The organism is Methylobacterium terrae (assembly GCF_003173755.1).
GTDB classification, from domain to species: domain Bacteria; phylum Pseudomonadota; class Alphaproteobacteria; order Rhizobiales; family Beijerinckiaceae; genus Methylobacterium; species Methylobacterium terrae.
Map to the genome: position 1 here is coordinate 591,397 of NZ_CP029553.1, position 11,722 is coordinate 603,118.

At 74.3% G+C, this 11,722-nt stretch carries 9 protein-coding genes; 5 read left to right on the forward strand and 4 right to left on the reverse strand.

Features of this window, described 5'->3' with window-relative positions; all coding sequences use genetic code 11:
* The first annotated feature begins 182 nt into the window (after positions 1-182).
* Positions 183-5,498, forward strand: coding sequence for an alpha-2-macroglobulin family protein (locus DK419_RS02615; protein WP_109957716.1), 5,316 nt, complete (start codon positions 183-185; stop codon positions 5,496-5,498).
* Positions 5,499-5,520: 22 nt separating this feature from the next.
* On the opposite strand, the gene DK419_RS02620 is transcribed toward DK419_RS02615, so the two are convergent.
* The 4 genes from DK419_RS02620 to DK419_RS02635 form a co-directional block, all read right to left on the reverse strand.
* Complete coding sequence (locus tag DK419_RS02620; RefSeq protein WP_245442808.1) at positions 5,521-6,723, reverse strand: DUF418 domain-containing protein; 1,203 nt, start codon at positions 6,721-6,723, stop codon at positions 5,521-5,523.
* Positions 6,724-6,860: 137 nt separating this feature from the next.
* Positions 6,861-7,154 (reverse strand): hypothetical protein, encoded by a 294-nt coding sequence (locus DK419_RS02625; protein ID WP_109957718.1) that lies wholly within the window; start codon positions 7,152-7,154, stop codon positions 6,861-6,863.
* A gap of 119 nt (positions 7,155-7,273) precedes the next feature.
* Positions 7,274-8,311: an AraC-like ligand-binding domain-containing protein gene (locus DK419_RS02630; protein ID WP_245442809.1), complete on the reverse strand. Its 1,038-nt coding sequence runs from the start codon at positions 8,309-8,311 to the stop codon at positions 7,274-7,276.
* A 133-nt stretch (positions 8,312-8,444) separates the two neighbouring features.
* Entirely contained in the window at positions 8,445-9,161 is a 717-nt protein-coding gene (locus tag DK419_RS02635) for a spermidine synthase (RefSeq protein ID WP_109957719.1), read from the reverse strand.
* 343 nt (positions 9,162-9,504) lie between these two features.
* Between DK419_RS02635 and DK419_RS02640 the strand changes: the two genes are divergently transcribed.
* The 4 genes from DK419_RS02640 to DK419_RS02655 all read left to right on the forward strand — a co-directional run bounded on the left by DK419_RS02640 (position 9,505) and on the right by DK419_RS02655 (position 11,682).
* Positions 9,505-9,708, forward strand: coding sequence for a hypothetical protein (locus tag DK419_RS02640; RefSeq protein ID WP_048432688.1), 204 nt, complete (start codon positions 9,505-9,507; stop codon positions 9,706-9,708).
* Positions 9,709-10,084: 376 nt separating this feature from the next.
* A complete protein-coding gene (locus tag DK419_RS02645) occupies positions 10,085-10,333 on the forward strand; it encodes a hypothetical protein (RefSeq protein WP_109957720.1) in 249 nt (82 codons plus the stop codon).
* Positions 10,334-10,420: 87 nt separating this feature from the next.
* Positions 10,421-11,257 (forward strand): alpha/beta fold hydrolase, encoded by an 837-nt coding sequence (locus DK419_RS02650; RefSeq protein WP_109957721.1) that lies wholly within the window; start codon positions 10,421-10,423, stop codon positions 11,255-11,257.
* Between the two features lie 26 nt (positions 11,258-11,283).
* A complete protein-coding gene (locus DK419_RS02655) occupies positions 11,284-11,682 on the forward strand; it encodes a nuclear transport factor 2 family protein (RefSeq protein WP_109957722.1) in 399 nt (132 codons plus the stop codon).
* The last annotated feature ends 40 nt before the right edge of the window (positions 11,683-11,722 follow it).

Sequence of the window (11,722 nt, forward strand, 5' to 3'; positions counted from 1 at the left end):
CCCGCGTCGTGCCGACATGCAACTGGATCGGCGCCAAGATGGATCGACGCCAAGACCTCGCGCCGCGAGCGGGCGGCGGCGAAGATCAGGCGAATTCGAATGCGCCGGAGCGGCGCCGGATTGCACCGCGATCAAGCGCTGCTTAGGCTCCGACCGGGCAGGGAATCGCCGCGAGGCCGGACATGTCGCTCATCATACGGGCCGGGCGCGCCGCCGCCGGGATGGCCGCGTTCCTGACGCTGCTCGCCGGCGTCCCGGCCGCGGCGCAGCAGCCCGGCTCAGGCCCCCGCCGCGCCGCCCCGGTGCAGCCGGCGCCCCGTCCCAAGAGCTTCGTGCGCCCGGCCCTCGCCAGCGAGGCGGTGCGCCTCGAGGCACGGCTGCAGGCGGAGGGCGGGGCGGGCAGCAAGTCCGCCGCCGGCAAGCCCGCCGCCCAGTGGCGCCGGGAGGCCGAGGCCCTGCGGGCGAAGGACGACATCGACGGGGCGCTCGCCGCCTTCCGCCGCGCCGCCGCGGCCGATCCGGCGGAGTGGCGCGGCTGGTACGCCCTGGCGCAGGCCGCGGGCGAGGCCGAGAACGACGATTACGAGACCAGCCAGAGGCTCAAGGCCGAGGCCCGGGCCGGCGCCTACCTCGCCTACCAACGAGCGCCCGCGCCCGCCGACGAGGCGCGGGCGCTGGCACTCCTCGGCGGGACCCTCGCCAAGCAGGAGAGCTGGCGCCCGGCGCTCGAGGCCTACGCGGCGAGCCTCGCGCTGGCGGGCGACGCGGAAACCGCCAAGACCTACGAGGCCTTGCGCGAGGCGCACGGCTTCCGGGTGCTCGACTACAAGGTCGATTCCGACGCCGCCCCGCGGGCCTGCTTCACCCTCTCCGAGACGATCGACCCGAAGGCCGATATCGCGCCCTTCGTGGCGGTGTCGGGCGCGAGCGACGCCGCGGTGACCGCGCAGGGCCAGCAGGTCTGCGTCGACGGGCTTCGCCACGGCGAGCGCTACGGCGTGGTGCTGCGCCAGGGCCTGCCCTCGACCGTCGGCGAATCCCTACGCAAGGCGGCCGACTACGACATCTACGTCCGCGACCGCAGCCCGCAGGTGCGCTTCACCGGGCGCAACTACGTGCTGCCCCGCACCGGCCAGGCCGGGGTGCCGCTGGTCTCGGTCAATGCCGGCAAGCTCGACGTCGAGGTGGTGCGCATCGGCGACCGCGGGCTGCTGCCGGCCCTGCGCTCCGACGCGTTCCTGTCGCAGCTCTCGGGGTCGGGCCTGCGCGGCATCGCCCGCGAGCGCGGCGTCCAGGTCTGGAAGGGCACCCTCGACACCGCGCCCGCGGAGATCAACCGCGAGGCGGTGACCGCCTTCCCGGTGCTCCAGGCCATCGGCAAGGTCGAGCCCGGTCTCTACGTGATGACGGCGCGCCCGAGCGGCGGCGCTTCCCTCGCCGACGGCGAGGAGGGCGGCTACGAGAGCGAGGCGACGCAGTGGTTCGTGGTCTCGGATCTCGGGCTCACCGCCTTCAAGGGACGGGACGGGATCCACGTGCTCGCCCGCTCGCTCGCCTCGGCGGCGGTCGTGAAGGACGCGGAGATCCGCCTGGTCGCCCGCAACAACGAGGTGCTGGCGACCCGCAGCACCGACGGGCAGGGTCACGCCGCCTTCGATCCTGGCCTCGCCCGCGGCGAGGGCGGGGCGGCCCCGAGCCTCGTGGTGGCGCGCCTCGGCGACGATTACGGCTTCCTCGACCTGTCCTTGAGCGCCTTCGACCTCGCCGATCGCGGCGTGAAGGGCCGGCCGAGCCCGAGCGCGGCGGAGGCCTACCTGTTTCCCGAGCGCGGGGTCTACCGCTCCGGCGAGACGGTGCAGCTGACCGCGCTCCTGCGCGACGCCAAGGGCGCGGCGATTCCCGGGCTTCCCCTCACCCTGGTGGCGAAGCGCCCGGACGGGGTCGAGTACCGCCGGGTCCAGGTGCCGGATGGCGGGCTCGGCGGCCGCGCCCTGTCGCTGCCGCTGCTGCCCGGCGCGCAAGGCGGCACCTGGCGGGTGTCGGCCTACACCGACCCGAAGGCGCCCGCGATCGGCGAGGCGAGCTTCCTCGTCGAGGATTACGTGCCCGAGCGCCTCGACGTGACCCTGATTCCGGCCGAGGCCGCCTTGCGTCCCGGCGAGCCCGCGACGGTGACGGTCGCGGCGCGCTACCTCTACGGGGCGCCAGGCGCCGCGCTGAGCGTCGGCGGCGCGGTCGCGGTGCAGCCGGCCTCCCGCAGCGGCATCAAGGGGTTCGAGGAGTTCTCGACCGGCCTCGACGACGAGGGCGTGGCCCCGGTGACGGCGGAGCTCGACGCCCCCGTCGCCACCGACGCGCAGGGGCGCGCGACCGTGCGGGCGCCGGTGCCGGACTCGCGCGGGCCGCGGCCGTTCGAGGCCAAGGTCACGCTCCAGGTCGGCGAGCCCGGCGGCCGGGCGGTGCAGCGCAGCCTGACCCTGCCGATCCTGCCCGCCGGGCCGGTGCTGGGGATCCGCAAGACCTTCGGCGCGCTGCGCGAGGGCGCGACCGCGAGCTTCGAGGTGGCGGCCGCGCGGCCCGACGGCACGCGGCTCGCCACCGAGGCGACCTGGACCCTGCTGCGGGTCGACCGGCGCTACCAGTGGTACCGGGCCGACGGGCGCTGGAGCTTCGAGCCGGTCAAGACCACCGCCAAGGTCGCGAACGGCCGCGTCGCGCTCGAGGCCGGCGCGCCGGCCCGGCTGGCGATGCCGGTCGATCTCGGCCAGTACCGCCTGGAGGTGCGCGGACCGGGCGTCGAGGCGGCGAGCCTGTCGTTCGATGTCGGCTGGAGCGGCACCGAGAGCGCCGATGCGCCCGACCTCCTCGACCTCACCCTCGACCGGGAGGCCTACGCCTCCGGCGACACCGTTCGGGCGCGCCTGCGCCCGCGCTTTGCCGGCACCGCCACGATCGCGGTGGTGAGCGACCGGGTGCACGAGATCCGCACCCTCGACCTGCCGGCCGGCGGCACCACCGTCGAGATCCCGGTGAAGCCGGATTGGGGCGCGGGCGCCTACCTCGTCGCCACCGCCTACCGGCCCCTCGACCAGGCGGCCCGGCGCCTGCCCGGCCGGGCCATGGGCCTGGCCTGGTTCGGGATCGACCGGGAGGCCCGCGCCCTCGGCGTCGCGATCGAGGCGCCCCTCAAGGTCCGGCCCCGGGGCGAGCTGCGCCTGCCGATCCGCCTCGCCGGGCTGAAGGCCGGCGAGGAGGCCCGGGTGACCGTGGCGGCGGTCGATGTCGGCATCCTCAGCCTCACCCGCTACGCCGCTCCCGACCCGTTCGGGTTCTTCTTCGGCCAGAAGGCGCTCTCCTCCGAGATCCGCGACCTCTACGGCTACCTGATCGACGGCATGCAGGGCACGCTGGGCGCGATCCGCTCCGGCGGCGACGCCGGCGGGGCGGAACTGGAGGGCGCACCGCCGACGCAGGAGCCGCTGGCGCGCTATTCCGGAATCGTCACGGTCGGGCCGGACGGCCGGGCCGAGGTGAGCTTCCCCCTGCCGGCCTTCAACGGCACCGCCCGGGTGATGGTGACGGCCTGGAGCGCGGCCAGGGTCGGCGCGGCCTCGGCCGACGTGGTGATCCGCGACGCGATCGTGGCGAGCGGCACCCTGCCGCGCTTCCTCGCGGTCGGCGACCGCTCGCGCCTGCACGTCGCCCTCGACAACGTCGAGGGTCCGGGCGGCGACTACGCGGTCGACGTCGACCTCGCTGGCCCCGTGGTGGTGCCGACGGGCGCGCTCGCCCGCTCGCTCCACCTCGCCCCCGGCGGGCGGGGCACGATCGAGATCCCGCTCACCGCCGCCGGCCCCGGCCTCGCCCGGGTCGACCTGCGGCTGACCGGGCCGGGCTTGCCTGAGCCCGCCGGCCAGAGCTTCAGCTTGGGCCTCCAGCCCGGTACCGGGACGCTGCTGCGCCGCGAGGTCCGCACGCTGGAGCCCGGTGGAAGCCTGACCCTGTCGGGCGACCTCCTCGCCGAGGTGATCCCGGGCACCGGCGCGGTGACGCTCGCGGCCTCGCCCTTTGGCGGCATCGACGTGCCGGCCCTGCTCCAGGCGCTCGACCGCTACCCCTACGGGTGCACTGAGCAGGTGGTGAGCCGGGCGCTGCCGCTCCTCGCGGTCAACCGCCTGGCGGCCCTATCGCAGCTCGGCCTCGACGGCAGCGCCGACGAGCGGGTGCGGGGCGCCATCGACCGGGTGCTGTCGCGCCAGGATGCGAGCGGCGCCTTCGGGCTGTGGTCGGCGGGCAACGCCGAGGACCTGTGGCTCACCGCCTACGCCACCGACTTCCTGACCCGGGCGCGCGAGCGCGGATTCGCCGTGCCGCCGACCGCCCTGTCGCTCGCCCTCGACCGGCTGCGCAACACGGTGGCCAACGCCACCGAGGTCACCGAGGGCGGGCTCGACCTCGCCTACGCGGCCTACGTGCTCGCCCGCAACGGCCGCCCGGTGATGGGCGACCTGCGCTACCTCGCCGACACCAAGCTCGCCTCGTTCGCGACGCCGCTCGCCCGCGGCCAGATCGCCGCGGCGCTCGCGCTGCTCGGCGACCGGACCCGGGCCCGCACCGCCTTCGAGGCGGCGCTCGGGGCGCTGCGCGCCGAGCGCGACGGCGGGACCTACCGGGCCGATTACGGCTCGCGCCTGCGCGACGGCGCCGGGCTGATCGCGCTCGCCGCCGAGACCGGGATCGCCCGGGACTCGCTCGGTGCGCTCGGCGCGGTGGTGGGCGAGGAGCGCGGCTCCGGCCGCCCGACCAGCACCCAGGAACAGGCCTGGCTGGTGCTGGCGGCGTCCGAACTGGCCAAGGAGGCGGGCAAGGACGCGGGCAAGGAGGCGCCCTCGCTCACGCTCGACGGCGCGCCGGTCCAGGGCGCGCTCTACCGCACGTTTCCCGGCACCGCCCTGGCGGCGCGGCCCGTGACGGTGACCAACCGCGGCAGCGCCCCGGTGCAGCTCGCCCTCGGCATCTCCGGCAACCCGGCGGTGCCGGAGCCGGCGGAGGCGAAGGGCTACGCGATCGAGCGCAGCTACCACCGCCTCGACGGCAGCCCGGCCGACCTCGCGGCCCTGCGCCAGAACGACCGCCTGGTGGTGGTGCTGAAGGTGACGGAGGCCAAGGCCAGCGCCGGGCGCCTGCTCCTCGTCGACCGCCTGCCGGCCGGCCTCGAGATCGACAACCCCAAGCTCCTCGACGCCGACGCGACCGCCGGCCTCGCCTGGGCGAAATCCGACGTGACGCCGACCCATACCGAGTTCCGCGACGACCGCTTCGTGGCGGCCTACGACCGGAGCCCGAGCCAGTCGGCCTTCTTCAGCGTCGCCTACACGGTGCGGGCGGTGACGCCGGGCCGCTACGTCCACCCGGCGGCGACGATCGAGGACATGTACCGGCCCGAGCGCTACGGGCGCACCGCCTTCGGGACCCTGGAGGTGGGCGCGGCACGGTAGGGAGCGGCGCGCTCGGCCCGGTTCAGGCCCGGCGGAGCGGCAGGGCGCGGCCGTAGGCGAGGACCCGCCACAGCCACTCCAGCGGGCCGTGGCGGAACCGCCGGAGCCAGAGGCGGCTCCCGACGACCTGGACGGCGTAGAGGGCGAGCACGATCCCGAGGCCGGCGGTGAGGCCGAGCCTGCCGAAGAGGCCGAGCCCGTAGCCGTAGAAGACGACGCCGAGCACCAGCGACTGCACGATGTAGTTGGTGAAGGCCATGCGCCCGACCGGCTCCGCCCAGGCAAGCCCGCGCCGGCCCGTCCTCGTCGTCCCGGCGGCGAGGATCGCGGCGGCGTAGCCGAGGGCGAGGAGGATCGTCCCGACGGACGCACCCACGGCCTCGAACCGGCCGAGGGACGGCCAGCCGGAATAGGAGCGCGCCGCGGTCGCCAGCGTCAGGACCACGCCGGTGCCGGCCGCGAGGGCCGCGAACCCCCACAGGCCCGCGGCGAACCGGGCCGCCCGGCGGACGAGGCCGGCCCGCCAGGCGAGCGCCCCGAGCAGGAACAGCCCCAGCGTGCGCGGCAGGACGAAGGCGTGCAGGGGCAGGAAGCCGGCGATCTCCCGGATCCGGAAGTCCAGGATCTCGAAAAATCCGCCGGTCGCGTAGACCCGGTCCGCGTCCGCGACCTGCCGGACCAGCCAGGCGCGGTCGGGAAAGGCCACGATGGGCGGCAAGAGAGGTGGCAAGAGAGATTGCAGGGCGAAGACGGCGAGGCACGCCGCGCACGCGGCCCCCATCAGCCAGGTCGGCCCGAACAGGAGCGGCAGGACGGCCAGCCCCGCGACCGCGTACGCGGTGAGGATGTCGCCGTTCCAGATCAGGACGAGGTGGACGAGCCCGAACCCGAGCAGGACGAGGAGGCGACGCAGGAGGAGGACGGTCCGGCGCGGCCGGCCCGCCCCTCGCTCGACCTGGATCGCCAGCCCGACGCCGAAGAGCAGGGGGAACAGCGCGAAGGCCTTCATGTCGACGAAGGTCAGGAGGACGGCGTCGATCCAGCGATCGAGGCCGGCCTCCGGCGGACCGGGCAGGAACTGCCGGAAGATCGAGACGCGGAACTCGCCCTCCAGGTTGATCGCGAGAACGCCCAGGAGCGCGAGGCCGCGCAGGGCGTCGAGGGCGGGCAGGCGCTCCGAGAGGTCGGCCGGGCGGGCGGGGTCGGCAGCGCCTCGACCGTCCACGATGCCAGGATCATCGATGCCAGGATCATCGACGTTCGTCTCGGCCGCGAGCATGACTCGACCTCCGGCGCGGAGCGGACCGCTCTGCCCACGGTCCGGCTATGCCTCGATGACCCGCGGTCCGGCAACGCGCGCCGTCAGGATCCCGGACGCCCCTCGCCGCCGAACTCGACGACCGGCGGCTCCGCGCCGCCGAAATGCGGATCCCGGGCGGGATCGGGCGTCGCGGCAGTTCCCCGGCCGAAGGTCTGGGCCCAGGTGAGGACGATGATCTCGGCGCCCTCGCCCCGCGCGTCGCGGCCCTCCCGCGAGGCGCGGCGGCGCCGGGCGCCGATCCAGCGCCGGACGAGGGGACCGTTCCCGATCCCCGGCGTACCGGCGGATCTCCGCCGCCGCCCGGCCCAGCCGTCTCGCCCGTTCCCGCGCCGCACCGTGAGAGCCTCCCATCCGACAGGACGACGACATCTCGGGCGCGCACCGGTCCGGGGCGAGCGCCGTGCGTCTCATTCGCTTGCGCGGACGTCCCAATTCGGGGGCAGGGTCCGCGGCCTCAGGCGTCGAGCAGCAGGACCCACTCGTAGAAATCGTCCCAGCCGCCGTCCGGCAGGCCGGCGGGCGGGCGCCGGACGGCCGGCGCACCCGCGAGTCCCGTCTTCGCCCGCACGTCGGCGGGGCTCGCGCCGAACTCGGCGCGGAAGGCGGTCGTGAAGCTCGCCGGGCTGCCGTAGCCGTACCGGTAGGCGACCTCGGAGACCCGCGCGGTGCGTTCCCCGCCCTCGGCGAGGTCGCGGTAGGCGCGGGCGAGCCGCCGGCGGCGGATGTACTCCGCCACCCCGCCCATGGGCGCGAAGAGGCGGTAGAGCCCGCTGCGCGAGACGCCGAAGCGGCGGCAGAGCCGCTCCACGCCGAGATCCGACGACGCGATCTCGGCGTCGATGTACCCGCGGATCGCCAGGAAGACCGGTGCGCGCTGCATCGGCCGCTCCAGGGCGTCGCCCTCGGCCGCCGCCCCGGCCATCAGGATCGCCGTCGCCTGCGCGGCCGCCCGCGCCTCCGCGGGGCTGAAGCGGGGGACGTTCGCGGCGAGCGAGCGCAGGTGGTCGTTGACCAGGGTGCCGAACGGCGTCGCCCCGCGCAGGACCGTGCCGTGCGCCGCGCCGAGCCGGGTCCCGCCGTCCGGGAACAGGGCGCGCGGGATGATGACCGTCATCGCGCGATAGTCGGTCGAGCGCATGGAGAGGGGCTGGGCGAGGTCGAGCAGGGAGACGTCCCCGGGCGCGATTGCCACCTCGCGGCCGCCGATCGCGAGCGTCGCCCGCCCCTCCAGCCGGACCTGCGCGGCGACGTGATCGACGCCCATGCGGGCGACGAGGCCGGGCGAGCGCTCGTTGCGCAGCGCCGAGGCCGCGGTGAGGCCGATGATCGCGTTGCCGAGGTGATAGACGTCCGACCGGCCGCGGAAATCCCGGGTGTCCTCCCGGCGGATCTCGACGTCCCAGAACGGCGCCACGGCCTCGCGCCAGGCCGTGATCGTCCGGGGACCGAACGTCGAGCCTTCCAGGCGCAAATTGGGACCGCGCACGGTCATGTCGGGCTCGAAGCTGCTGCGGCACGCCGCCCTGCGACGAGTGCTGACACGCCGGCCGAGCTTTCGCAATTCAAACCGTCATCGACCCCGGATCATCTCGACCTTTCCGGCAAGGGGAGCCGCCGTCGGGTCCTCAGCGCGGGGAGCGCTGCGGCGGGGCGCCGGGGCGCGGGGCCGTCCCGTCCGTCCTCTCGCCGATCCAGACCACGTGCCGCCCGCCGCTGCCGGCCGAGCGCACCTTGTGCTCCTCGACCGCGAAGCCGCCGCGCTGGAGCCGCGACTTGAACTTGCGGTCGGGGCTCTCCGACCACACCGCGAGCACGCCGCCCGGCCGCAGCGCCCGATGGGCCCGGCCCAGACCCGCGACGTCGTAGAGGCGGTCGTTCGTCTGCTGCACCAGCCCCTCGGGGCCGTTGTCGACGTCGAGCAGGATGGCGTCGTAGGCGCCCGGGCTCGTCGCGATGAGGTGGTGGACGTCGGTCTCGTGCAGGGCGACCCGGGGATCGTCGAGGCTGCCGGCGAAGAGATGCGCGAGCGGGCCCCGCGCCCAGGCGGCGACCGCCGGGATCAGCTCGGCGACCTCGACCTTGGCGCCGGGCCCGAGCTCGGCCAGCGCCGCCCGCAGGGTGAAGCCCATGCCGAGCCCGCCGATCAGCATCCGGGGCCGCGGCCGGTCGCGCAGGCGCGCGCAGGTCAGGGTGGCGAGCGCCCGCTCCGAGCCGCTGCGGCGGCTGTTCATCAGCTCGATCGAGTCGACCACGATCGCGAACTCGTCGCCGCGCCGCATCAGGCGCAGGGAGGCGGTCTCGCCGGGGATGGCGCTGGTGTCGAGGTGAACCCAGGGGATCAAGGATCGCGCTCCGTCGGGCTGGAATTGCGGGCAAGGGCCGCGGGCAAGGGCTGTGACAGGGACTGGACCAGCGTCCGTCGGCATCGCGTCGCGCCCGGGAGAGCGGCCGTCGCCGGCGATTTCGAGGGATCGACGGCGCGGGACGCGACGAGGCGGGAGGCGGTTCCGCGGCGGCGGGACACAGCGACGAGGGAGGTCGGCAATGAGCGTCGACGAGGGACGCCGGCTATCGCACGCGCCGGGCCGCCCCGTCGAGCCGCCGATCCCGGCGCCGTGCCCGCTCGGACATTCGGCCCGGTCGGGCATTTGTCCCCCGGGGGGCTTCCGTGCCATAAACCCGCGGATGAGCGACAACGAATTCTACCCCTTCTCGATCGAGGTGGCCCCGCTGAACAGCCCGAAGGGCAAATTCGGCTGGGCGATCCGCAAGCACGGCAAGCTGCTCGAGCGGTCGGACCGGCCGCACGACAGCGAGGAGCGGGCCTATGCCAGCGCGACCCAGGCCGTGGAGCGCGCCTTCCGCCCGGCCGACCCGCGCCGCCGCTGAGGACCAGGATCGCATCGAAGGCTCCTTGCGGCCCGCGCCGCCCGCCATCCGGCCGGGTTGCGCGGGGAAGCGCCCCGCCGCCGCCGATCGTGCGATCCTCGAGCGAGCGCGTCGCAGTTTTTCGTGACCGCCCGCGCGTCGTTCTGCCGAACATTTCCCCGCGACCATCATATGTGAACGAAGTTATTCCTTGCCGGCAGGACGAAAATCGTCGATAATCGAACTGTCGATATGTGGCTGGCTTTTTTGGATCTTGTAGCCTGAAGCATCGGGCGCCGGCTCTGACACTTCCTCCCAACATGATCGCCAGGTCTGCCCGGCGACGGATGTCGCGCGTTCGGGCGGGCCTGCCATCCGGCATGGTGAAGGAACAGCCGTGGCCAAGAATTTCATCACCGGCTCAGCCCGCAGCCCCTCGACCGAGGAGTTCAAGGCCCGCATCGCCCGGCTCTCAGAGATGCCGACCCACGCGACGCCGGCCGCGAATGCGCGCAAGAACAGGCCCGCGAAACAGTCATTCAGCCAGCAGCCGCTCCGGCGCGAACCGGACGGCGCGACGGAGGAGAACGCGACGGACGAAGCCGAGAAGGACGACGTCGAGAAGGACGGGGGCGAGACGGAATAGGCCCGGTCCCGCCCCGCGCCGCCGCCACGATGTGTTAGATCCTGCTCGCCGGCGCGATCGCCGGCGTCCTGCGGCAGGAGAGGCCCGATGAGCTTCGTGACCACCGGCGACGGCGTGGAGATCTACTACAAGGATTGGGGTCCGCGGGACGCGCAGGCGATCGTGTTCCATCACGGCTGGCCGCTGTCGTCCGACGACTGGGACGCCCAGATGCTGTTCTTCGTGGCGGCCGGCTACCGGGTCGTGGCCCACGACCGGCGCGGCCACGGCCGCTCGTCGCAAGTCGCGGACGGCCACGACATGGACACCTACGCGGCGGACGCGGCGGCCGTGGTGCACCGGCTCGGCCTGACGAACGCGATCCATGTCGGGCACTCGACCGGCGGCGGCGAGGTGGCCCGCTACGTCGCGCGCCACGGCGAGCCGCAGGGCCGGGTCGCCAAGGCGGTCCTCGTCAGCGCCGTGCCGCCCCTGATGCTCAAGACCGGGGCCAATCCCGGCGGGTTGCCGATCGCGGTCTTCGACGGCTTTCGCGAGGCGCTCGCCGCCAACCGGGCGCAGTTCTTCCTCGACGTCCCGACCGGGCCGTTCTACGGCTTCAACCGGCCGGGCGCGCAGGTCTCCGAGGGCGTGATCCGCAACTGGTGGCGCCAGGGCATGATGGGCGGCGCCAAGGCGCATTACGACGGCATCAAGGCCTTCTCCGAGACCGACCAGACCGAGGACCTGCGGGCGATCTCGGTGCCGACCCTGGTGCTCCACGGCGAGGACGACCAGATCGTCCCGATCGATGCCAGCGGTCGGATGTCGGCCAAGCTCCTGCGCAACGGCACCCTCAAGACCTATCCGGGCTACAGCCACGGCATGCTCACGGTGAACGCCGAGGTGCTGAACGCCGACCTCCTCGCCTTCGTGAAGGCGTGAGTCCCGCGAGCGGAAGGGGCAATCCCATGCAGGATACCGTCGCTGCCCCGGTGGCGGGCGAGCCCGACTACGACCGCCTGCTGCGGGCGAACCTCGCCGACGTCTTCAGCGAGCGCGATGCCGTCAAGCGGGCCGTCGCGCTCGACGCGCTGTTCGTCGCCGAGCCGGTGCTGGTCGAGCCGACCGGCATCGTCCGGGGTCGGGCGGCCATCTCCGAGGTGGCGGGCCGGCTCCTGGAGCAGTTCGGGCCGACCTTCCGGTTCGTCCCGGAGGGCACCGCCGTCGGTCATCACGGCCTCGGCCTCCTGCGCTGGACGGCGGGCCCGGAGGGCGGCCCCGTCGCGGTGACCGGCACGGACGCGGCCGAGGTCGTCGAGGGGCGCATCGCGCGGCTCTGGGTGCTGCTGGACCCGCCGCGGTCGTAGTCTTTCGGAAAGGAAAACCTTCGCGTCATCCCGGACCCGC

Excerpts from the sequence above, each read along its gene's own strand:
- DK419_RS02615 (WP_109957716.1), top strand. The coding sequence starts at position 183 with ATGTCGCTCATCATACGGGCCGGGCGCGCCGCCGCCGGGATGGCCGCG.
- DK419_RS02630 (WP_245442809.1), bottom strand. The coding sequence starts at position 8,311 with ATGACCGTGCGCGGTCCCAATTTGCGCCTGGAAGGCTCGACGTTCGGT.
- DK419_RS02640 (WP_048432688.1), top strand. The coding sequence starts at position 9,505 with ATGAGCGACAACGAATTCTACCCCTTCTCGATCGAGGTGGCCCCGCTG.
- DK419_RS02650 (WP_109957721.1), top strand. The coding sequence starts at position 10,421 with ATGAGCTTCGTGACCACCGGCGACGGCGTGGAGATCTACTACAAGGAT.
- DK419_RS02655 (WP_109957722.1), top strand. The coding sequence starts at position 11,284 with ATGCAGGATACCGTCGCTGCCCCGGTGGCGGGCGAGCCCGACTACGAC.